Raw genomic sequence first — 20,969 nt, 5'->3', positions numbered from 1 at the left:
TGTAGCGTTTTGCGCAGATGGTGCTCGGGCCTGGCATGGTTCGCATGAAGATGCCCGTTGTCGTCCCTTGTCCGCGCAGGCCCTCATTGTTTTTGCTTCCACACGTTTTGCCATGACCGAGCCTCGTACACCAGCCCCATCGGCACTGACCGACCTGATTCACCATCCTTACGCGCCGACCGCGCCTTTTTCTGCGCCCCAGCCGGGTGTGTTCAAGGCATCGAGCATCTTTTTCCCCAATGTGCAGGCCATGCGCAGCTGGGACTGGAAAGACAAGAGTGCCTTCACCTATGGTCTGCATGGCACGCCCACTGCCTACATTCTGGAAGAGCGCATTGCTGCGCTGGAAGGCGGCAAGCACTGCCTGCTGGTGACAAGCGGCCTCGCCGCGATTTCTGTGGTGGGCCTTGCCATGCTCCGTGCGGGCGACCATGTGCTGTTGCCCGACAACGTCTATGGCCCGAGCAAGGGCTTTGCCGAAAGCGAGTTGGCGCGTTACGGCGTGAGCGTGGGCTATTACCAGCCGCTCAATGTGGCGCACTGTGCCAGCCAGATCCAGCCCAATACCCGCCTGGTCTGGCTCGAAGCCGCAGGCTCGGTGAGCATGGAGTTTCCTGACCTCCGTGCCCTGGTGCAGCTGTGCAGAGACAAAGGTATTCCTACTGCTATCGACAACACCTGGGGTGCTGGCCTCGCCTTCAATGTGTTTGATCTGGACGGCGATGGCTCTCACCGTCTGGGTGTCGATATCTCAGCACACGCCCTCACCAAATACCCCAGTGGCGGCGGCGATGTGCTGATGGGCTCCATCACCTCGCGCGATCCGGCCATCCATCGCCGCCTGCAGGCCACGCATATGCACATGGGTTTTGGTGTGGGCGTCAATGATGTGGAAACGATTCTGCGCAGCCTGCCTAGCATGTCCCTGCGCTACTACGCGCACGATGCGGCGGCGCGCCAGTTGGCCAGCTTCATGGCGCAGCAGACGGCAGTGGTGCAGGTGTTGCATCCTGCCTTGGAGGGCTCGCCCGGTCATGCGTACTGGAAGGCGCAGTGCGGCGGAAAAAACGGTCCGCATGGGCTCGAAGGCGCTGCGGCGGGTCTTTTCAGCGTGGTGATCGATCCGCGCTACACCCAACAGCAGATTGATCTGTTCTGCGAAAGCCTGCGCTGGTTCAAGCTGGCGTACAGCTGGGGTGGCCCCATCAGCCTGGTGGTGCCCTACAAGATCGGCAGCATGCGTTCGCTGCCGGAAGAGAGCTTGAAGCCAGGCACGGTAGTGCGCTTCTCGATTGGGCTGGAAGACGCGGCAGACCTACAGGCAGACCTGGCGCAGGCGCTGCAGAAGGCGTTCGGCTGAGCGAAGCGTGAAGCGGTGTAGCGCCTGTTGTTCAGGTTTTTGAAGTCAAAACCTGTTCTGCACGCTACATCAGCTTTTGCAGCTGAGGCCACACATTGGCCAGCAAGGTCGGGTGGGCGCTCGCGAGTGGGTGGATGCGGTCGGCCTGAAAGTTCTTGCCGGCATCGGGTACATCGGCCACGCCTTGCAGCAAGAAGGGAACGAGGCCGGTCTTTTTGTCTGCAGCCAGTGTGGTGAAGACCTTGGCGAAATCGGCGGTATACCGTGCACCGTAGTTGGGCGGCACCTGCATGCCCAGCAACAGCACCTTGGCGCCCGATTGCTGCGCGCCGTCCACCATCGCAGCCAGATTGGCCTGCGTGCTGGTCAGGGGCAGGCCGCGCAGGGCGTCGTTGGCGCCCAGTTCAATCACTACGATCTTCGGCTGGTGCTGCTTGAGAAGGCCTGCCAGGCGAGCGCGGCCACCAGAGCTTGTATCTCCGCTGATGCTGGCGTTCACCACCTGGTAGGCCGGGTTTTTCTGCTGTGCGAGCCGGCTCTGCAGCAGCGCCACCCAGCCGCTTCCACGGGCGATGCCGTACTCTGCACTGATGGAGTCTCCGACGACCAGAATCGTCGCTGGCGCAGATGGCTGGGCGTCTGCGACTGTAAAACCCATAGCAGCCCAGGACATCAGGGGTACCGTTACGATGGTACGAACGAAGCGCCGCCTGCCAAGGCGCGTGCCGAAACTGGATGGAGAAAAGCTGTTTTTCATGAATGACGCATTGCTTTCGCAGACACAGGGAGTCGCCACGGTGCTTGAGGCCCGCCGATTGGGTAAATCGGTCACCGATTCCACCGGCACCTTGACGATCCTGCACGATGTGGACTTTAGTATCGCACGGGGTGAAACCGTCGCCATCGTGGGTGCATCGGGCTCGGGCAAGAGCACCTTGCTGTCCTTGCTGGCCGGCCTCGATACACCGACGACGGGCACGGTGATGGTGGGCGGAGAAGACCTGTTCGCGCTGGATGAAGACGAGCGGGCGGCGCTGCGCGCGCGCAGCATGGGTTTTGTGTTTCAGAACTTCCAGCTGATGGGCAACCTGACGGCCATCGAGAATGTGATGCTGCCACTGGAGTTGGCGGGCAGGCGCGATGCGCGCAAGCTGGCCGCGCAGATGCTGGAGCGCGTAGGTCTGGGCCAGCGCCTGTCGCATTATCCCAAGCTGCTTTCGGGTGGCGAACAGCAGCGTGTGGCGCTGGCGCGGGCATTTGTGGTGGAGCCTGCGGTCTTGCTGGCCGACGAACCGACGGGTAGCCTGGATTTTGCCACTGGCGAGTCCGTGATGCGGCTGATCATGGATCTGAATCGGGAGTTCGGCACCACCTTGATGATGGTCACGCACGACCGCAGCATCGCCGCGCAATGCAACCGCGCCATCACGATTGCTGCGGGTGCTGTGGTGCAGGACAGCAGTACGGTTCTCTAACCGCTTTCCACTGGATATTTCTTGCATTAAGACATCGGTAAGTTCATGACGCCACAGTGCCTTCCTGCGGAAAGCGCTGCTGCCGGGTGAATGCCCATCCAGGGCGGCCTTCTGCCTCAGAGGGCTGCAATGGAAGAGATGAATCTGCACTGGTTTGCGTGGATGGCAGGAGGTGTTGCGCCAACAGCCTGGGTGCTGGTGGTTGCCAGATGGCTGGGTACCTATGGCGTGCTGCTGGCAGCCGCTGTGTTGGTATGGGATTGGTGGAAGTACCCAGCAAATCGCCTTTACGTGGTGGGTAGCCTGGTATGCTGCGCCGCCGCCGTATTGCTGGCGCACCGCCTGGCGCTATGGATCGGCCATCCTCGCCCATTTGTCATGGGGCTCAGCCCTGCCTATATTGACCATGCAGCCCGTGGTTCCCTGCCCAGTGCCCATGCAAGTGCGCTCTTTACCATCGGTTTTTGTCTGTTGGGACTGCGGCAGTTGCGCCTTGCAGGTGCGGCAATCCTGATAACCGGCCTGGCTGTGAGCTGGGGCAGGGTGTACTGCGGTGTGCATTTTCCACTGGACATTGCCGCTGGAGCGGTGCTCGGTTTCACATTGGCTGGCATTTACGGATGGGTGTGGCGACATGCAAATCCTGCGCTGCTGGGGCAGGGAGGCGAGGGGCTGCAGAGCCATGCGCCACTTGTGCAATCTTCGATGCCAGCCTCTGCGGAATAGGCCATGGACAGCCTCTTTACGACGCGGGCGCTGCCTGCCCGCTTTGCATGGACCACTGAGACCAGGATGGGCTTGTGGATCGGCGTCTGGCTGTTTGCTCTGGCCTGGGTGCGGCCGCTCAGCGATCCGGATGAAGGGCGTTATGCCGTAGCTGCTTTGGAGATGCTCCGCAGAGGTGATTGGATAACGCCTTCGCTCAATGGCTTGCCTTTCTTTCACAAGCCTCCGCTTTACTATTGGCTTGCAGCGCTGGGCTTTCAGGTTGCAGGCGTGCATGAATGGGTGGCACGCCTGCCTTCCTTGCTTGGCGCCTGGGTGGCTGCCATGGCCTTGTTTACCTTGCTCAAGCGCTGCGCAAACCAGTCTGTTGCTATTGCAGCGACTGTGGTGCTGGTCACCATGCCTTATGCCTATCTGGCGGCGCAATACGCCAACATGGACATGCTGTTGGCGGGATGCATGACGGCATGCATAGGCTGCGCAGCCGTTGCCACGCTGCAAGCGCGCAACGGAGCCGGTCGGCGGCTCTGGATGGGCTGGTTGGTGGGCGCCGGTATCTGGGCTGCATTGGGTTTTCTCGCCAAAGGTCTCATTGCCCTGGTGCTGCCGGGCATGGTATGGGCCATTTGGCTCGTATGGGAGAGGCGCTGGCGCCAATGGTGGCTGCCACTGCATGCGGCTGCATGGTTGCCGGTACTGTTGATTGCGGGGCCCTGGGTGTGGTTGGCACAGCAGCGCCATGGTGGCTTTTTTCACTACTTTTTTGTTACCCAGCACTTCCAGCGCTACACCGGTACCACCTTCAACAACCCGCAGCCCTGGTGGTTTTATGGCGCCGTGATTGCATTGGCCGCCTTGCCCTGGACTGGGTGGGCGCTGGCTGCCGGCTGGCGCTGCTGGAGGCGCGGACGCGGGATGGCCCGGAGCCGCGTCGTGGGTCTATCTGCAGCGGTGCACGGTACCCAGTCCGCCATGTCTCCATCCGCTGCTGTCCGTAGCCTGGATAGGCTCATGCTGGTGTGGTTTGCCGTCGTGGTGGTGTTTTTCTCCGTGCCGAACAGCAAGATTGTGGGGTATGCGCTTCCAGCATTGCCGCCCTTGGCCTACGCCGTAGTACGTGTGGTGCAGGCTGCTGGCTGGCAGCGGCATGCACGGCCTGTTGCTGGCTTGGCTGCCATGCTCTGTGTGGCGCTGAGCCTGGTTTTGGGAACCGTGGCTGTTCCTGCCAAAGCCCGGTGGCGCACCCTGGGCGCCTTGCCGGTGCAGGCGGCGGACCGGTTGGTGATGCTGGAGCACCTGTATTACGAGGTTCCCTTTTACCTGCCAGCCATGCAGCCGCCTCTGGTGATCGACGATTGGAAGGTTGGCGAGGGTAGTCAGGCAGACAACTGGAAGAAGGAGTTGACGGATGCTGCTGAATTCGATCCGCAGCAGGGCAGCACGGTGCTGCTGGATGCACGGGCATTGCAGGCCTACGCATGCGCCCATCCGCAGCAGCGCCTGTGGGTCTTCGGCACGGCAGAGGCTGTGCAGCGGCAGTGGCGATCCTTGCATGATGAGTCGGCGGCCATGCTCCTGGGCGGCACGCTGGTGTGGCGGATGGACGGTGGCAGGGCATGCACCGGTCTGCAGAGAGGGGGCATCAGCGGCTGAGGTGAAGCCGGTCGCTCTGCTCGCTTTTGCCTACACGGCGGGTCACAAACAAGGGGTATAACCACAAGACTTCACCCTCTGCATGTCTGGAAAGTGAGAATGACCGTGGAAAAACTGAAAATCGGCGTGATCGTTGGCAGCAACAGCAAGGCATCGATCAACCAGCAACTGGCGCATGGCCTTGTGAATCTGTCAAAAGACAAAGCGGATTTCGAGTTTCTCGATCTGAGTGCTTTGCCTTTCTACAACCGGGACAGCGATGCTGATAGCTACCCGGCTGCGTTCACGGCATTCAAAGACAAGGTCCGCAGCAAGAACGGCATCTTGTTGGTAACGCCGGAACACAATCGTTCTGTGCCGGCATATCTGAAGAACGCGCTCGATGGTGCAAGCCGCCCCTATGGTGCCAGCGCCTGGGCAGGCATTCCTGCGGGCGTTATCGGTACATCGCCTGGCGGCCCTGGTACTGCGATGGCGCAGCAGCATTTGCGCAATATCCTGGTTTTTCTCGATATGCCAGCCATGGCGCAGCCAGAGGGCTTCATCCGCTGGACGGACGGCCTGGTGGATGCGCAGGGGCAGGTCGCAGCTGCGAGCAGGGATTTTCTGGGCAGCTACATGGACAAGTTCCTGGCCTGGGTGGCGCTGCACCAGAAAAAATAAGAGCCTGCAATGGATGAGCGGTGGCTGCTGATACCATGCAGCCACTTTTTTGCGTCTGCGTCACTGCTTTGACGCGGTGCCTTCCCGGGAACTTTGCGATTGCTGGATACCTGTCATGCTGAACTTGCCACTCTCCCACCTGTATCGCGCGGCCGATCCTTCGGTACCTCAACCATGGCTGCTGGTGCTGATGCACGGTGTGGGCAGCAATGAGCAGGACCTGTTTGGCCTGGCAGACTTCGTGCCGCAGGCCTTCCACGTACTCAGCCTGCGCGCGCCCTACACGATGGCTGAGCAGATGTACGCCTGGTTCCAGTTCGGCGTCAATCCTGATGGCAGTCGCACCATTGATGCAGCGCAGGAGCGCGCCAGCCGTGCGCTGGTGGAACAGACCTGCCGTGAAGCCTGTGCTCAGCTGCAGGTGCCTGCGGAGCGGGTGGTTGTGGGAGGCTTCAGCCAGGGGGGCATCATGTCCCTGTCCGTGCTGCTGACGCAGCCCGCGTTGCTCAAAGCGGTTCTGGTATGGCACAGCCGCCTGTTGCCGGAGATTGCCGGTGAGGAGGTTGCCGCAGCCGCACTGGCCGGGCACCATGCATGGGTGAGCCATGGCAGTGCCGACAACGTTATCCCCTTGCAGCAGGCCCATGCCATTCGCGCACATCTGCAGGCCACACCGGTGGATCTGGTCTACCGTGAGTACCCTTGCCAGCACAATCTGCACCCAGCGGAACTGCAGGACAGCATGCAGTGGCTCCGCTCGCTGGCGGAAGGGGTAGCACCTTGAGGTGAGGCGCCTATGAGGGACGTGGTGGCTCGGGCCAGTGAAAGAGGCCTGCGAGCATGCGATCGAGCTGCGGCCACTCCTGACCAAAGCGTACGCGGTTGACAAAGAATGCCTCGCAGGCCACTGCAAAAAATTCGGCAGGGGCCGTGGCGCCATAGGCGTCGAGCCAGGGTGCTGGTTCGCCAAAACGCTCGGCCTTGGTGATGGCTTGGCGAAAATGCTCAAAGGCCTGGGTCCAGGTCAGCTCCCAGGCCTTGCGCGCCTCTGCTGCCGCGGGGATGCCCAAAAAACCGGCAGGCAGGGCCGGATAGCCATCCGCGCCACCATTGCGCATGTCGATCTTGTGGCAGAACTCGTGAATCACGACACTGGTGCCACGCTCTGCCTGCATGGCAGGGTTCTGGTCGATGGCCGCCCAGCTGAGGGTGACGGGGCCGCGTTCCATGGCTTCACCTTCGAGCATCATGCGGCGCTGCGATACCAGTCCTGCGTCTTCATGTACGTCGCGGGTTGCCACCATGGTACCGGGGTGTACAACGATGCCGACAAAATCGTCATAAAGCGCGATGGCCCGGCTGGCGTCGCCACGGTACAGCAAAGGCACACAGGCCTGCGCTGCAATGGTCAAGGCCATGCGGTCGTCCACCACCAGGCCATTCGCACCCGAAAATCGCTTGTTGTGCAGGAACAAGGCGCTGAGCGCTCGCAGTTTGGACTTCTCTTCCAGCGACAGGGCCTGCAAGAAAGGATGGCGCTGCAGCACATGCAGCCAGAGGGATGAGGGAATCTCGGGCACGGGGCGCACCCGTGCGCGCAGCTTCAACCAGGTGCGTCGCCACCAGCCCATCGCTTAGTTCGGGCGCCCTGGCGGGTGCGCCAGATAGTCCGCCAGAGGCAGGCGTTGCATGCCGGATGCATCGATACGCAGCACCTCAGCGCGTGCGAGTGCCGGCTCCAGGTCCGTGTCCCAATCGGTCAGAACCACTCGCTGGTGGGAAGCATTCAGTGAGTGAACCGCTGGGCGGTGGGTATGGCCGTGGATCAGGGTCGAGGCGTTTGCACGCTGCAGCCATTCCAATGCTGCAGCATGGTCGACATCGGCGGTGATGACTTCGCGCATTTTTCGCGCCTCGCTCTCGCTGCGCATGCTGCCGGCCAACTGGCGCCGTTGCGCCAGGGGCTGGGCCAGCAGTTGCTGCTGCCAGGCAGGGCTGCGGGCCAGCGTGCGAAAGCGCTGGTAATCTGCGTCTTCCACGCACAGCGCGTCGCCGTGGCTCAGCAGCCAGCGTTGGCCCGCAAAGTCCAGGCAAGTGGGGTCGGCCAGCAATTGCATGCCGCTGCGCTGGGAAAAATGTGAGCCCACCAGAAAATCACGGTTGCCATGAATGAAAAAAAGAGAGCGCTTGGCGCTTGCCTGGTGAAGGATTGAGGCACACCGGGCTTCAAAACTGCCCAGCTCATCCAGTGCGTCATCGCCCACCCAAGCCTCAAAGAGATCGCCCAGCATGAAGATCGCGTCTGCCGTGCTGGCTTGCAGATACTGCTGCCAGCTGGCATTGGTCGCTGGAAGCTGGGGCTGCAGATGCAGGTCGGAGATGAACTCGACGCTGCACCATGAAGAAGGCGCCACCAGGTGCCCGATAGCCGTTTGCGCCAGCGCAGCACGCACGGCGGCAGCGCTTGCGGAGGGCGAAGGGGGAGAACTATCCATGCTTGCCTGGCGGAGTGACCGGGATCCTGATTTACAGGGCAACGGCCTTTTCGATCACGATTTCGTCCTTGGGCACGTCTTGGTGCATGCCCTTGGAGCCGGTCTTCACGCCCTTCATCTTGTCAACCAGGTCGTTGCCCTTGACCACCTTGCCGAACACGGCGTAGCCCCAGCCGCTGGGCGTGGGCGAGGTGTGGTTCAGGAAATCGTTCTTGGCCACGTTGATGAAGAACTGGGCAGTAGCCGAGTGTGGATCGCTGGTGCGGGCCATGGCGATGGTGTACTGGTCGTTCTTGAGGCCGTTCTGGGCTTCGTTCTGGATGGGAGCTTGCGTAGGCTTTTGGTCCATGCCGGAGGCAAAGCCGCCGCCCTGAATCATGAAACCGTTGATCACACGGTGAAAGATCGTGCCGTCATAGTGGCCGCTCTTGACGTAGGCCAGAAAGTTCTCGGCAGATTTTGGGGCCTTGTCTGCGTCCAACTCCAGCGTGATCACGCCGTAGTCCTTGATGTGCAGTTCGACTTGGGGATTGCTCATGGTATGGTTTCCTATAAGAGAGAAGGGGGGAGGGGACAGGCCGCAGGATGCAACCTGTGCAAACCTGTACGTTACTTGACGATGGTGGCCGATTTGATGACGACCGGAGCCTTGGGCACATTCTGGTGCGGGCCCGCGTTGCCTGTCTCCACTGCCTTGATCTTGTCCACCACGTCGGTGCCGCTGATCACCTTGCCAAATACAGCGTAGCCATGGCCGTCGGGGCTGGGTGCATTGAGCATGTCATTGTTCTTCACGTTGATGAAGAACTGCGAGGTGGCTGAATCCGGATTGCCGGTGCGCGCCATGGCAATGGTGTAGGTGTCGTTCTTCAGTCCGTTCGATGCTTCGAGCGGAATCGGTGCGCGTGTGGGCTTTTGCTGCATCTCCGGCGTGAAACCGCCGCCCTGGATCATGAAGCCGTTGATGACCCGGTGAAAGACGGTACCGTCATAGAACTTGTCATTGACGTACTGCACAAAGTTGGCCACGGTCTTGGGGGCCTTTTCCGCATTCAGCTCGACCACGATGTCTCCCATGGAGGTCGCGATCTTTACCTTGGGATTGTCTGCAGCCTGCGCATGGCTGGCCAAGAACAAGGTGCTTGCCAACACCACGCCGCCTGCGCGGGCCATGATGGAGAGGGTTTGCCGTTTGTTGGGCATCTGTATCCTTTCAAGGGTCAGTGAAGAACGCTACAGGCGCCGACAGCGCAGCACCATGCAAACATGGTTGAACAGGCCTGCGTTGCATCGACATAAGGGCAATGTCCGCAGGATTCAAGCTGGAACAGCTATTTTTTTGTTGCGGGAGCCGTCGCGGGCGCGATGGCTCCCGCGGCATTGGCCGGTTGAGCGCGCGTCACCAGAAGGCGCAATGCGCTGATCTTGGGCTGCAGCCGCGTCTGCTCTGCTGGAGCCAGGGTTCCAGCCTGGCTCAGCGCTTTTTCTGCAAGTCGGATGTAGATATCGCCCAGATTTTCATAGGCTGTAGCGTAACCGGGGTTGGCGCGGATGGCGTCTTGCAGCGCGCGGCTCGCCTTTTCCAGTTCGTTGCCCTGTGCGTAGAGCACGGCCAGGTTGTTATAGGGCTCGGGCAGTTCGGGGTATTCCTGCACCAGCTTTTCAAAGGTGGCGGTCGCCTGCGCGGCATGACCTTCATTCATATGGGCCACACCTTGTAGAAAGCGCCATTGTGGATCACGCGGCGCATCCTTGATCTTGGCGTCCAGTTGTTCCAGCGCAAGTGCCGACTGGCCGGACTGGATCAGCTTTTCCACGGCTGAATACTGGTCGGCATGGGCCACGCCGGCGCACAGGGCCAGCGCCAGAACCGCAGCGCGGGGCAGCACGAAGGAGGGAATGCAACTGACTAACTTCATAGGTTTCAAGCGCGGAGCACGCGCAATCTGGAGCCTGCAGGCTTATACTGCAGCGCATTGTAGCTGAGGGGCGCCGCGCCTCCGGCCCACCGCTGGCAACGGTTTGCTGCCGCACAGACATGGGTATCGGCTACCATAAAATGCCGGGCCAGGGGCGTTTCCTGAGGCGCCACGGATTGCCGCCTGGCAATCTTTCCAACCATTATCACGCTAGTTTTTCATGAGTCTGCGTATCTATAACACGCTATCGCGTGCGCTGGAGTCCTTTACCCCGATGGAGCCGGGCCATGTCCGCATGTATGTCTGCGGAATGACCGTGTATGACCTGTGTCATCTGGGGCATGCTCGCTCGATGGTGGCGTTTGATGTGGTGCAGCGCTGGTTGCGGGCCAGTGGCTACCAGGTGACCTATGTGCGCAACGTCACTGATATTGAGGACAAGATCATCAAGCGTGCGATCGAGAATGGCGAAACCATCCGAAGTCTGACTGATCGCATGATCGACGCGCTGCACCAGGATGCTGACGCGCTGGGCATCGAGCGCCCCACGCATGAGCCGCGTGCCACCGAGTATGTGCCGCAGATGCTCACCATCATCAATCAGCTGGAGGAAAAGGGGCTGGCCTACCGTGCGGGCAATGGCGATGTGAACTATTCCGTGCGAAAGTTTCCCGGCTACGGCAAGCTGTCGGGCAAGTCGCTGGACGAGCTGCAGGCGGGCGAGCGCGTCGCGGTGCAGGACGGCAAGGACGACCCGCTGGATTTTGTGCTGTGGAAAAGCGCCAAGCCCACCGAGCCTGACGAGGCCAAGTGGCCCAGCAGTTATGGCGTGGGCCGTCCAGGCTGGCATATCGAATGCTCCGCCATGAGCTGCGCACTGCTGGGCGAGACCTTTGACATTCACGGGGGCGGGGCGGATCTGCAGTTCCCACACCACGAAAACGAAATTGCGCAGAGCGAAGGCGCGCATGGCAAGCAGTTGGCGCGGTTGTGGATGCATAACGGCTTCATCAACGTGGACAACGAGAAGATGTCCAAGTCGCTGGGCAATTTCTTCACCATTCGTGATGTGCTCAAGGAATATGACGCCGAGACAGTGCGTTTCTTCATCGTGCGCAGTCACTATCGTAGCCCGCTCAACTACAGCGATGTGCACCTGGACGATGCCCGCAGTGCCTTGAAGCGGCTTTACACGGCGCTGAGTCTGGTGCCTGCGGTAGAGGCGCAGATCGATTGGGCCAATACCCATGCGGCGCGCTTCCAGGCCGCCATGAATGAGGACTTTGGCACGCCAGAGGCCGTTGCGGTGCTGTTTGAGCTGGCCGCCGAGGTCAACCGCAGCAAGTCCCCCGAGGTGGCTGGCCTGCTCAAGGCATTGGGCGGCACCCTGGGCTTGCTGCAGGCGGATCCTGCGGCATTTTTGCAGGCTGGCGCCATGGTGGATGCGGCCTATGTTGAAGAGCAGATCGCATTGCGCGCGGCTGCCAAGGCCTCCAAAAACTACGCAGAATCGGACCGCATCCGGGCAGACCTGCTTGCCAAAGGCGTGGAGTTGAAGGACTCTGCCCAGGGTACGACCTGGACCGTGGTGCAGGCAGTGTCTTGATGAGCTGCCGCAGTTTGACTGAAAACTTCGGTTTGCCAACGGCTGAAGAGCGCTGGTAGCTATGGCTGGTATAGCAAACAAGCCGCTGTCGGCGGATGACTGGTCGGCTGCCTGCAAACATCTGGCGCGCAAGGACCGGGTGTTGCGGCGGTTGATTCCCGAGTACGCGGGCCAACTGCTGCGCCGCGATGCAGACGGTTTTGCCCTGCTGGTGCGCAGCGTAGTGTGGCAGCAGCTGTCCGAATCGGCCGCGCAGCAGCTGTGGAAGCGTTATCTGGCGCTACCGGGCGCTTGCACTGCGCACGGGCTGCTCTCCACTAGCGACGAGGCGCTCAAGGCCATTCGCTTGCCGCAGCGCAAGATCAGCTACCTGAAAGACCTCGCGCAATGGTTTGCAGCCTCTCCCAAGGATGCCTTGAGCTGGGTGGGGGATGACGACGATGCCGTGGCTGGCACCTTGCTGGGGCTGCGGGGTATCGGGCGCTGGAATGCGGAGATGTTCCTGATTTTCCACCTGGGTCGGCCGAATGTGCTGCCGCTGGATGATGCGGCCCTTCAGGCGGGAATCAGTACACATTATTTTTCGGGAGACCCGGTCAGCCGTAGCGATGTGCGCGAGGTGGCGCAAGCCTGGCAGCCGTGGAGCAGCGTGGGTGCCTGGTTGATCTGGCGCTCTCAGAATGCCATGCCGATGGCCTTGAATACGGATTGACTGGCGGTGGCCGCGTGCGGTTACACTGTCGGTCGTTTAGAGGCTGGCTGCCTGGCAGTTGCCCTCGAGGAGAATCATTTTGGCGAAAAGAACATTCCTGGATTTCGAGCAACCGATTGCGGAGCTGGAAACCAAAATTGATGAACTGCGCTATGTGCAGAGTGAGAGCGCAGTCGATATCTCGGAAGAAATCGACCAGCTGAGCAAGAAAAGCCAGCAACTGACCAAGGACATCTACAGCGAGCTCTCGCCGTGGCAGATCACCAAGATTGCCCGCCACCCCGAGCGCCCCTATACGCTGGATTACGTCGGTGAAATCTTCACCGATTTCATCGAAATGCATGGTGACCGCCACTTTGCGGACGATCAGTCCATTGTGGGGGGGCTCGCGCGCTTCAATGGCAACCCCTGCATGGTGGTGGGCCACCAGAAGGGGCGCGACACCAAGGAGCGCACCCTGCGCAACTTCGGCATGAGCAAGCCCGAGGGCTACCGCAAGGCGCTGCGTCTGATGAAGACCGCCGAGAAGTTCAAGCTGCCGGTGTTCACCTTTGTCGACACGCCTGGCGCTTATCCCGGGATTGACGCGGAAGAACGCGGCCAGTCCGAAGCCATTGGCCGCAACATCTTTGAGATGGCGCAACTGGAAGTGCCGATCATCTCCACCATCATCGGTGAAGGTGGCTCGGGCGGCGCCCTGGGAATTTCGGTGGCCGATCAAGTGCTGATGCTGCAGTACTCGGTGTATTCGACCATCAGCCCCGAAGGCTGTGCATCCATCCTGTGGAAGACCAGCGAAAAGGCCCAGGAAGCGGCCGATGCCATGGGCATTACCGCACACCGCCTCAAGGCTTTGGGTCTGGTGGACAAGATCATCCATGAACCCGTGGGTGGCGCGCACCGCGACCACAAGCAGATGGCAGCCTTGCTCAAGCGTGGCCTGAGCGATGCATACCGCCAACTGGCCGATCTGAAGACCAAGGATCTGCTGGATCGCCGCTATGAACGCCTGCAAAGCTATGGCCGATTCACAGACACCAAGGCAGAGAATTGATGCTGCCCGCGCGTATGTACGGCATGCAAAAAGCCTCCCGATGTGGAGGCTTTTTGCTATGGGAGGCCAGCCATGGCTGAGGCGCGTATCCTGTCGGTGTTGAGGGGCTGGCAGCCTGCTTTGCCACTGGCGGTTGCCTACAGCGGTGGTGCAGATTCAACCGCGTTGCTGTGGGCATGTGCGCAGCGATTTCCAGGCCAGGTGGTCGCCTTTCACATCAACCATGGGTTGCAGGCTGCGGCTACTGATTTTGAAGCGCACTGCCAGCAACAGTGTGCGGCCTGGGGCATTCCACTGCATATCGCCAAGGTGGCCGCGCACCATGCCCCCGGACAAAGCCCGGAGGATGCGGCCCGGATCGCACGCTACAAGGCTTTGGAACAGTTGGCGCAAGCGGCTATTATGCAGAGTGCTATAAAAACAATAGTATTGGCACAGCATGCGGACGACCAGGTGGAAACCGTGGTGCTGGCACTGTCGCGTGGTGCCGGTGTTGCCGGGCTGGCAGGCATGCGGCCCGCCTGGGAGCGGAACGGTCTACGTTGGGAGCGGCCTTATCTGGCAACAGGGAGTGCGCAAATGGGTGGTGCGCAAATCCGTGCCGATCTGCGGGCGCTTGACATCGGCTGGGTGGAAGACCCGACCAATGCCGATCAGGACCTGACCCGTAATCGCATCCGCGCCCAGGTGTCGCCGGCACTGGTGCGGGCGTTTCCACAGTTTGCCAGTACTTTGGCGCGAAGCGCTGCCAATGCTGCGCAGGCGGCAGAACTGTTGGATGAATTGGCGCAACTGGATTCCCAGGCAACAGGCAGCCCGCCATCCATCAAGGCGCTGCAGGCCTTGTCTGTGGCGCGCATGGGCAATGTACTGCGTTACTGGCTGCGCACTGTATATGGCCAAACCCCCAGCGCGGCGCAGCTTGCGCAACTGGTGCAGCAGTTGCAGCATTGCACCACACGCGGCCATCAAATCCATCTAAAAGTGGGGCGTGGAACCGTAGAACGCCGGGGTGGGGTGATCGATTGGTACAATCCGTCGGTTTTGGTCTGACTAATGTACGAATCCGACGGCGTGCCAAAACACTTTGCATCAACGCCGAGTTTCGTGTTTCGTCATCGTGATATTCAATGGCACTGATCGTTCATAAGTACGGCGGCACATCGATGGGCTCCACGGAGCGTATCCGCAATGTCGCCAAACGCGTCGCCAAGTGGGCTCGGGCTGGCCACCAGATGGTGGTGGTGCCTAGCGCCATGAGTGGCGAAACCAACCGCCTGCTGGGCCTGGCCAGTGAACTGGCCCCCAGCCGAGCGGACAAATCCTATTATCGCGAGCTCGATATGCTGGCTGCGACTGGTGAGCAGGCATCGTCCGCCTTGCTGGCCATTGCGCTGCAGGCCGAAGGCGTGCCTTCCGTCAGCTACACCGGCTGGCAGGTACCTGTTCGCACCGACGACAGCTATACCAAGGCGCGCATTGAATCGATTGACGACAAGCGTGTGCGGGCTGACCTCGATGCTGGCCGTGTGGTGATCGTCACAGGTTTCCAGGGGATCGATCCTACTGGCAACATCACCACACTGGGACGCGGCGGCTCCGATACGTCTGCCGTGGCGGTTGCCGCTGCCCTGAAAGCGGCCGAATGCCTGATCTATACCGACGTTGATGGCGTCTACACGACCGATCCTCGCGTAGTGCCTGCGGCCCAGCGCCTCAAGACCGTCAGCTTTGAAGAAATGCTCGAGATGGCGAGCCTGGGCTCCAAGGTGCTGCAGATCCGTTCGGTGGAATTTGCTGGCAAGTACAAAGTGCCCATGCGTGTGCTGTCAAGCTTCACGCCCTGGGATATTGCATTGGACGAAGAGGCCAAGTCGGGCACTCTGATCACTTTTGAGGAAGACGAAAAGATGGAAAAGGCCGTCGTATCCGGCATCGCTTTCAACCGCAGCGAAGCCAAAATCTCTGTACGCGGTGTACCCGACACCCCTGGTATCGCCTACCAGATCCTGGGGCCTGTCGCCGAGGCCAACATCGATGTGGACGTGATCCTGCAGAACATCGGCAAAGACGGCAAGACCGACTTCAGCTTCACCGTGAGCCAGGGTGATTACAACCGCACGATGGAGCTGCTGCGTGAAGTGGTTCTGCCCAAGCTGGGTGCCGACGAAGTCATCGGCAACTCCAACATCTGCAAGGTAAGCATCGTCGGCATCGGCATGCGCAGCCACGTGGGTGTGGCATCGACCATGTTCCGCGCACTGAGCGAAGAGGGTATCAACATCCAGATGATCTCCACCTCCGAAATCAAGACCTCGGTCGTGATCGATGAGAAGTACCTCGAGCTGGCTGTGCGCGCACTGCATACCGCTTTCGGTTTGGATTCTGCCGAAGTTTCCAAAATGGCCTGATTTTCAGGTTACAATAGCTGTATTGGAAACGTGACCGAGTGGCCGAAGGTGCTCCCCTGCTAAGGGAGTATGGGGTGTAGAGCCTCATCGAGGGTTCGAATCCCTCCGTTTCCGCCAAAATGGCTTAAAAATCAATGATTTGTGAGATGATTTGATTTTTGTACCACTTAAAGTACCACAAAGAGCAAAGGCTGCAGACTTCGGTTTGCAGCCTTTTGTTTTTCCGGCTGAGCCCATGTGAGATGTTGAGTGGACATATGTCGCCTTTGGACTGTGGATTCAACCGGTCGATGCAACACATTCGTTAAACATCTCAGCCGGGGTTCTGTACCCCAAGGTCTTCCTGGGCCGCTCATTCAATTTTCTCGCAATCGCATCCAGCTCGTCTTGCGAGTAGCCCGAGACGTCAATGCCCTTGGGAAGGTACTGTCTCAGTAGGCCATTGGTGTTCTCGTTCGTTCCGCGCTGCCATGGGTTTTGCGGATCGCAGAAGTACACCTGGATGTCAGTGGCCACGGTGAAGCGTTTGTGGCCCGCCATTTCCGATCCCCGATCCCAGGTCAAGGAACGGTAGAGCTCTTGTGGCAAGGTCCGTGCATGCCTGGCCAGCGCCGCAGCAACGGTGTAGGAGTCTTTGTCCACCAACTTGACCAGCATCACGTAGCGCGTCTGACGCTCCACCAGCGTCGCAATCTGGCTGTAGGCATCGCCGAACAACAGGTCACCCTCCCAGTGCCCTGGCACTGCCCGATCCTCGATGCAGGCTGGCCGCTCGCTGATGGGCACGGCATCGACGATCCGCCCATGGATGGGGGTCTTCTGGGTGTAGTGGCGTGAGCGACGCATCCCCCTGGTGCGCCGCAAGTGCTCCAGCAGTTCTTTCTTCAAGGCCCCGCGGGTTTGGACGAATAGCGTGCGGTAGATGGCTTCGTGAGACACCTGCAAATCCTTGTCGTCCGGGTAAGTTCGTTTGAGCCACCCCGCTATTTGTTCGGGTGACCACTGGCTCTGCAATTTAACCGCCACGATGTGAGCCAGCGCTGGGTTGCTGGCCAACTTGCACGTCTTTGGGCGGCGTGCTCGCTCCCAGGCTGCCTCATCGGCTTTCGCTGCCCGGTAGCACGTCTTGCCGCCATTGCGCAGGAGTTCACGGCTGATGGTGGACGCTGCGCGTTGCAAACGCCTGGCTACACATCGGATGGATTCACCTGCGGCCAGACTGCGCGATATCTCCTCGCGCTCGGCCAGAGACAGGGCCAAGCGCGCTCGGCGTCTTGCGGGGGGCCGGATGCCACCCGTGGCACTCAGGATGGTGTGAATGGAGGTGTGCGGTCGGTCAAACAGCTTGCCGATTTCGTGCAAGGTATCGCCAGCTTTCCAACGATCCCACATCAGGGCCTTCTGCGCTTCGGTGTAGTAAATCCGCGGTCTTTGCTTCATGCCAGCACTCCTTCCGCCAGAGGCGGTCATTGTGTTGCATCGACCGGTTGAATCCACAACTGCCACTAGTCAGGTAGACAAATCCCAGCTGAAGTCCCCTCGATTTCCTGAACCACCCAGAAGTAGAGAATCCCCCCAACGGAGTCTCTACATGAAGAAATCTAGATTCAGTGAAGCCCAGATAGTCGGCATCCTCAAGGAGGTCGAACTCGGTGCCAAGGTCAACGAGACGTGCAGAAAGCACGGCATCAGCGAGCCAACCTACTACAAGTGGAAGAGCCAGTTCTCGGGCATGACGGTCTCGCACTTGGCCCAACTGCGCCAGTTGCAGGACGAGAACGCCAAACTCAAACGCATGTACGCTGACTTGGCGTTGATGAACCACGCGCTCAAGGACGTCGTTGAGCGAAAGCTCTAACCCCGGAGCGTCGCGAGATGGTCGTTCAAGCCTTAGTGGCCGAGCACGGCATGAGCCAGCGCCGTGCCTGCCAGGCCAGTGGTATCGCCCGCTCCACGCTGCGCTATCGGCCTGTTGCACGCGACGACTCCGGGGTCATCACCTTCATCCAGAACTACATCGCACTGAACCCGCGCCACGGCTTCGGGCTGCTGTACGACAGTGCCCGCCACCAGGGCAAGCCTTGGGGAAAGACCGTGCTCTGGCGCGTGTACTGCGAGCTGCGGCTGAATTTACCGCGGCGAGGTAAGAAACGGCTGCCAGCGCGCATCAAACAACCGCTACAGGCTGCAGGCTGGCCCGACCAGGGGTGGAGCTGCGACTTCATGGCCGATGCACTATGGTCGGGACGGCGCTTCAGGACATTCAACGTCATCGACGAGTTCAATCGTGAGGGTCTGCGCATCGAGGTCGATACCAGCCTGCCTGCTGCGCGTGTCATCCGAGCTTTGAACGAGTTGGTGGAAGTGCGAGGTGCGCCGGTATCGATTCGCCTGGACAACGGGCCCGAGTTCATCGCCGATGCATTAGCGAAATGGGCGCAGACCAAGGGCATTGCCCTTAACCATACCCAGCCTGGAAAGCCCACGCAGAACGCCTATGTCGAACGATTCAACAAGAACTACCGTACCGAGGTACTCGATTGCTACGTATTCGACAACCTGCAGGAGGTACGGACATAACGGCCGACTGGCTGTACCGCTACAACCACCATCGACCTCACAAAGCCCTCGGCCGAATCCCACCTGTCGAGTACCGTGTCAAACTGTTCCCCAACCTCTACTTCTGACTGGCTCAGGAAATCGAGGAGACTTCAAACAATCACGAACGCATCAAAACAAAATTAAATGGGCTGAGTCCTGTGCAATACAGAACCCAGCCCAGGTATCCTCGAGTTGTCTTTCAGACCGTCCAACTTTAGAGGGCGCAGTTCATGCCATAACGGCGCCGGGGAGGCTCTTTTTTGTTTGAAGATTACCTTTGACGTTTACGGATGAAGCCAATGCCTAACATTGCCACCAGAGAAGTCAAACCGATCAATGTCCATTCACCAAGCATAGGCACTGGAGTTGCAGTCGAACCACTTCCATCACCTTGCACATTGAAGGTAAGTACTGCATCATCACACAGTGTGCTGTTGGGTGCGGGCAGACAGACGCGAACTGTTGCAGTGTCTGCTCCAGTGTAATTGGAGCTTGGAGTGTATGTAAATGCGCCAGTTGCTGGGTCCAAGGTCAGTTGGCCTTGTAGAGGAGGGGTCACCACCTGGAACACAGAGGTTGGAGGAACTTGGCCTCCAGTACCTGCATTTCCTGTTACTGGCGTGTTTATCTTGGTTGTATAGCTCGCATCATTGATGACTGGAGGCATTGGTGGAGCACCATTTACTGTAATAGTCGCAGTCGCCACAGCACATCGCGGAACAGTAACCTGGGTGCAGACCTGGTACTTGAATGTATCTGTGCCAGTGAAGTTTGCATTTGATGTATATACAGCATTGCCAGAGCCATCAATGGACACGGTGCCGTTGGTCGGCTGTATTGTGATGATCGGAGTGTTTAGGTTCACACTTCCGGGCTGGCTAGTGGAATCATTGGCGCGCAAATCTACAGTTACAGGCGCTGCTGGTGTCGTGGTTCCTACGTCATCAACGGCGATCACAGTGGCAGGAGGAAGACCAAAAAAGAAAAGCTCACCACCGCTATTACTGTTTGCTGTGCTTACAACCCGAACAGAACATATGTTGGCATCGCGGATAGTGATTCCAAACAACTCGTTGGGAGAACTAGCATCAAGACTCGCAGTGGTTGCGCCCCAGCTAGTGCCTGGTGTGACAGTAGGAATAGTAGAAGAAGGGGTAGACACACGCAGCAGGTCAAAACCGCTTGCATCAATTGGCTGATTGGCGCAATTCAAGAATGAAACATTAATCGTTTCTCGAAGATCTAAATCTTGTACAAAAAGGGTTGTGCCAACAGGAAGAGCCTTGGGAAATGTATATTGAATATTTCCCCTGCGAATGTTCACCGCGCTAACACTAGCGGGAGCACTGATGCCCGCAGGCATCCCACCACCAAAAGACCACACCGGACAGTTTTGCCACTGCTCCGGTGCAGGAGAAACATCTGCAGTAAGTTGAAATGTGTCGCCATTAAACGTACCTGCAAGTGTTGTTGTTGCGGGAGTGTTCTCTGACCCGCAGCCTGTGCTAGCGGATGTAGACGTATTAAATTGCCATCCATTAAAGTAATTTGAATTCGGTGCGACTTGGATTGTGGCCGCATGCGCAGCTATCCCTAACCCATTAATCAGTGCCAAACTGACGCCTTTGCTAACCAATACAGCGTGAAATTTCTTCATAATTCCCTTAGTTGAAAATAGTTATCGTCGAATTTTAATTAAATATTATATCTAATGAATTGGTGGGGTGGTTTGAACCTGACTATTTTTGACAATTCATTATTTTGTTTGCTGGTAAGTGTTGGTCATTGCAATTTTCTTGGATAATTTGTAGAAGTTATGCCAGCATAGGCTTTTAATACCTATATATAGTCTACTCACTCGGATACAGAAAATGCCTTGATGGCGCCCATGCGCCGGGCCCTGAGGTCAGCGCGAAGCACATCATTGATGAGCATCTGCTAACCTGCGCCCTGGGCCTTGAATGCTTCTACAACGTCACGATCTATCGGACGGTGGTGGACACCTTCGCATAGGTCACTGCCTGCAAGGCGTTCAGGCTTACGCGCGGCGATCTGCTTGGGCGTATGCACAGCGCCGACTTGGCTTCGGTGAGCGCTTCGCGCAGGCCGAGGAGGCTTTCGCCTGCATCAGCCTCGATGGCCTTGGCTACCTTGTTGGTATCAAGGCCCTAGAGTTGCTTCAGGGTCTTCATTCTCATTTCCTTTCGGTCTCGCCTGAGTGATGTTTTCCTTTTCCGACTTGGCATACACAGCTACCAGCAACACAATTTCGTCAGTGGTCAGGTTGAAGTAGC

Annotated in this window: 19 protein-coding genes, 1 tRNA gene and 2 pseudogenes; 14 read left to right on the top strand and 8 right to left on the bottom strand. The window is 59.1% G+C overall.

Annotated features, from left to right (window positions below):
* Positions 1–112 precede the first annotated feature (112 nt).
* Positions 113–1,360: a PLP-dependent transferase gene (locus ABIE32_RS12540; protein WP_224149491.1), complete on the top strand. Its 1,248-nt coding sequence runs from the start codon at positions 113–115 to the stop codon at positions 1,358–1,360.
* A 64-nt stretch (positions 1,361–1,424) separates the two neighbouring features.
* Here ABIE32_RS12540 and ABIE32_RS12535 read toward each other — a convergent pair whose 3' ends face one another.
* Positions 1,425–2,018, bottom strand: coding sequence for an arylesterase (locus ABIE32_RS12535; protein ID WP_429016583.1), 594 nt, complete (start codon positions 2,016–2,018; stop codon positions 1,425–1,427).
* A gap of 97 nt (positions 2,019–2,115) precedes the next feature.
* Here ABIE32_RS12535 and ABIE32_RS12530 point away from each other — a divergent pair, with 97 nt between their 5' ends.
* The 5 genes from ABIE32_RS12530 (at position 2,116) to ABIE32_RS12510 (ending at position 6,661) form a co-directional block, all read left to right on the top strand.
* Positions 2,116–2,835, top strand: a complete 720-nt coding sequence (locus ABIE32_RS12530) for an ABC transporter ATP-binding protein (protein WP_224149489.1) — start codon at positions 2,116–2,118, stop codon at positions 2,833–2,835.
* A 129-nt stretch (positions 2,836–2,964) separates the two neighbouring features.
* Positions 2,965–3,561 carry a phosphatase PAP2 family protein gene (locus tag ABIE32_RS12525; RefSeq protein WP_224149488.1) on the top strand — a complete coding sequence of 199 codons (597 nt, stop codon included), beginning with the start codon at positions 2,965–2,967 and terminating at the stop codon, positions 3,559–3,561.
* Positions 3,562–3,564: 3 nt separating this feature from the next.
* Positions 3,565–5,214 (top strand): ArnT family glycosyltransferase, encoded by a 1,650-nt coding sequence (locus ABIE32_RS12520; protein ID WP_429016578.1) that lies wholly within the window; start codon positions 3,565–3,567, stop codon positions 5,212–5,214.
* A gap of 105 nt (positions 5,215–5,319) precedes the next feature.
* Positions 5,320–5,877: an NADPH-dependent FMN reductase gene (locus tag ABIE32_RS12515; protein WP_224149486.1), complete on the top strand. Its 558-nt coding sequence runs from the start codon at positions 5,320–5,322 to the stop codon at positions 5,875–5,877.
* Positions 5,878–5,992: 115 nt separating this feature from the next.
* On the top strand, positions 5,993–6,661 hold the full coding sequence (locus ABIE32_RS12510) for an alpha/beta hydrolase (RefSeq protein ID WP_224149485.1): 669 nt from the start codon (positions 5,993–5,995) through the stop codon (positions 6,659–6,661).
* A gap of 10 nt (positions 6,662–6,671) precedes the next feature.
* On the opposite strand, the gene ABIE32_RS12505 is transcribed toward ABIE32_RS12510, so the two are convergent.
* The 5 genes from ABIE32_RS12505 to ABIE32_RS12485 form a co-directional block, all read right to left on the bottom strand.
* The gene (locus ABIE32_RS12505) at positions 6,672–7,508 is read right to left on the bottom strand and encodes a zinc-dependent peptidase (protein WP_224149484.1); all 837 of its coding nucleotides are present in this window, start codon (positions 7,506–7,508) and stop codon (positions 6,672–6,674) included.
* Between the two features lie 3 nt (positions 7,509–7,511).
* On the bottom strand, positions 7,512–8,372 hold the full coding sequence (locus ABIE32_RS12500) for a UDP-2,3-diacylglucosamine diphosphatase (RefSeq protein WP_429016576.1): 861 nt from the start codon (positions 8,370–8,372) through the stop codon (positions 7,512–7,514).
* A gap of 31 nt (positions 8,373–8,403) precedes the next feature.
* The gene (locus tag ABIE32_RS12495) at positions 8,404–8,910 is read right to left on the bottom strand and encodes a peptidylprolyl isomerase (RefSeq protein WP_224149482.1); all 507 of its coding nucleotides are present in this window, start codon (positions 8,908–8,910) and stop codon (positions 8,404–8,406) included.
* A 71-nt stretch (positions 8,911–8,981) separates the two neighbouring features.
* Complete coding sequence (locus tag ABIE32_RS12490; RefSeq protein ID WP_429016695.1) at positions 8,982–9,545, bottom strand: peptidylprolyl isomerase; 564 nt, start codon at positions 9,543–9,545, stop codon at positions 8,982–8,984.
* Between the two features lie 158 nt (positions 9,546–9,703).
* Positions 9,704–10,291 carry a tetratricopeptide repeat protein gene (locus ABIE32_RS12485; RefSeq protein WP_429016574.1) on the bottom strand — a complete coding sequence of 196 codons (588 nt, stop codon included), beginning with the start codon at positions 10,289–10,291 and terminating at the stop codon, positions 9,704–9,706.
* Between the two features lie 220 nt (positions 10,292–10,511).
* On the opposite strand from ABIE32_RS12485, the gene cysS reads away from it, so the two are divergent.
* From cysS to ABIE32_RS12455, 6 genes are all read left to right on the top strand, one after another.
* Positions 10,512–11,897 (top strand): cysteine--tRNA ligase, encoded by a 1,386-nt coding sequence (cysS, locus tag ABIE32_RS12480; RefSeq protein WP_429016573.1) that lies wholly within the window; start codon positions 10,512–10,514, stop codon positions 11,895–11,897.
* Positions 11,898–11,958: 61 nt separating this feature from the next.
* On the top strand, positions 11,959–12,609 hold the full coding sequence (locus ABIE32_RS12475; protein WP_429016572.1) for a DNA-3-methyladenine glycosylase family protein: 651 nt from the start codon (positions 11,959–11,961) through the stop codon (positions 12,607–12,609).
* Positions 12,610–12,688: 79 nt separating this feature from the next.
* Positions 12,689–13,663: an acetyl-CoA carboxylase carboxyltransferase subunit alpha gene (locus tag ABIE32_RS12470; RefSeq protein WP_224149478.1), complete on the top strand. Its 975-nt coding sequence runs from the start codon at positions 12,689–12,691 to the stop codon at positions 13,661–13,663.
* A gap of 72 nt (positions 13,664–13,735) precedes the next feature.
* Positions 13,736–14,716: a tRNA lysidine(34) synthetase TilS gene (gene tilS, locus ABIE32_RS12465; RefSeq protein ID WP_429016571.1), complete on the top strand. Its 981-nt coding sequence runs from the start codon at positions 13,736–13,738 to the stop codon at positions 14,714–14,716.
* A 77-nt stretch (positions 14,717–14,793) separates the two neighbouring features.
* Positions 14,794–16,074 carry an aspartate kinase gene (locus ABIE32_RS12460; RefSeq protein WP_224149476.1) on the top strand — a complete coding sequence of 427 codons (1,281 nt, stop codon included), beginning with the start codon at positions 14,794–14,796 and terminating at the stop codon, positions 16,072–16,074.
* Between the two features lie 24 nt (positions 16,075–16,098).
* Positions 16,099–16,191, top strand: a tRNA-Ser gene (locus ABIE32_RS12455).
* A gap of 162 nt (positions 16,192–16,353) precedes the next feature.
* On the opposite strand, the gene ABIE32_RS12450 is transcribed toward ABIE32_RS12455, so the two are convergent.
* Positions 16,354–17,514 (bottom strand): IS30 family transposase, encoded by a 1,161-nt coding sequence (locus ABIE32_RS12450; RefSeq protein WP_429016568.1) that lies wholly within the window; start codon positions 17,512–17,514, stop codon positions 16,354–16,356.
* 151 nt (positions 17,515–17,665) lie between these two features.
* Between ABIE32_RS12450 and ABIE32_RS12445 the strand changes: the two are divergent.
* Together ABIE32_RS12445 and ABIE32_RS12440 are read left to right on the top strand one after the other, a co-directional pair.
* A pseudogene (locus ABIE32_RS12445) lies at positions 17,666–18,761 on the top strand (IS3 family transposase).
* A 30-nt stretch (positions 18,762–18,791) separates the two neighbouring features.
* A pseudogene (locus tag ABIE32_RS12440) lies at positions 18,792–18,893 on the top strand (IS3 family transposase); the annotation flags it as partial.
* Positions 18,894–18,946: 53 nt separating this feature from the next.
* On the opposite strand, the gene ABIE32_RS12435 reads toward ABIE32_RS12440, so the two are convergent.
* Positions 18,947–20,332 (bottom strand): Ig-like domain-containing protein, encoded by a 1,386-nt coding sequence (locus ABIE32_RS12435; protein WP_429016567.1) that lies wholly within the window; start codon positions 20,330–20,332, stop codon positions 18,947–18,949.
* Positions 20,333–20,969: the final 637 nt, after the last annotated feature.

The sequence above is a fragment of the Comamonas sp. 4034 genome (assembly GCF_050434545.1).
Lineage (GTDB): Bacteria > Pseudomonadota > Gammaproteobacteria > Burkholderiales > Burkholderiaceae_C > Comamonas > Comamonas odontotermitis.
This window is presented reverse-complemented; position numbering and strand designations above follow the sequence as displayed.

Coding starts and splice junctions, on each gene's coding strand:
- ABIE32_RS12540 (WP_224149491.1), top strand. CDS start 113: ATGACCGAGCCTCGTACACCAGCCCCATCGGCACTGACCGACCTGATT.
- ABIE32_RS12535 (WP_429016583.1), bottom strand. CDS start 2,018: ATGGGTTTTACAGTCGCAGACGCCCAGCCATCTGCGCCAGCGACGATT.
- ABIE32_RS12530 (WP_224149489.1), top strand. CDS start 2,116: ATGAATGACGCATTGCTTTCGCAGACACAGGGAGTCGCCACGGTGCTT.
- ABIE32_RS12525 (WP_224149488.1), top strand. CDS start 2,965: ATGGAAGAGATGAATCTGCACTGGTTTGCGTGGATGGCAGGAGGTGTT.
- ABIE32_RS12520 (WP_429016578.1), top strand. CDS start 3,565: ATGGACAGCCTCTTTACGACGCGGGCGCTGCCTGCCCGCTTTGCATGG.
- ABIE32_RS12510 (WP_224149485.1), top strand. CDS start 5,993: ATGCTGAACTTGCCACTCTCCCACCTGTATCGCGCGGCCGATCCTTCG.
- ABIE32_RS12505 (WP_224149484.1), bottom strand. CDS start 7,508: ATGGGCTGGTGGCGACGCACCTGGTTGAAGCTGCGCGCACGGGTGCGC.
- ABIE32_RS12500 (WP_429016576.1), bottom strand. CDS start 8,372: ATGGATAGTTCTCCCCCTTCGCCCTCCGCAAGCGCTGCCGCCGTGCGT.
- ABIE32_RS12495 (WP_224149482.1), bottom strand. CDS start 8,910: ATGAGCAATCCCCAAGTCGAACTGCACATCAAGGACTACGGCGTGATC.
- ABIE32_RS12490 (WP_429016695.1), bottom strand. CDS start 9,545: ATGGCCCGCGCAGGCGGCGTGGTGTTGGCAAGCACCTTGTTCTTGGCC.
- ABIE32_RS12485 (WP_429016574.1), bottom strand. CDS start 10,291: ATGAAGTTAGTCAGTTGCATTCCCTCCTTCGTGCTGCCCCGCGCTGCG.
- cysS (WP_429016573.1), top strand. CDS start 10,512: ATGAGTCTGCGTATCTATAACACGCTATCGCGTGCGCTGGAGTCCTTT.
- ABIE32_RS12475 (WP_429016572.1), top strand. CDS start 11,959: ATGGCTGGTATAGCAAACAAGCCGCTGTCGGCGGATGACTGGTCGGCT.
- tilS (WP_429016571.1), top strand. CDS start 13,736: ATGGCTGAGGCGCGTATCCTGTCGGTGTTGAGGGGCTGGCAGCCTGCT.
- ABIE32_RS12460 (WP_224149476.1), top strand. CDS start 14,794: ATGGCACTGATCGTTCATAAGTACGGCGGCACATCGATGGGCTCCACG.
- ABIE32_RS12450 (WP_429016568.1), bottom strand. CDS start 17,514: ATGAAGCAAAGACCGCGGATTTACTACACCGAAGCGCAGAAGGCCCTG.
- ABIE32_RS12435 (WP_429016567.1), bottom strand. CDS start 20,332: ATGAAGAAATTTCACGCTGTATTGGTTAGCAAAGGCGTCAGTTTGGCA.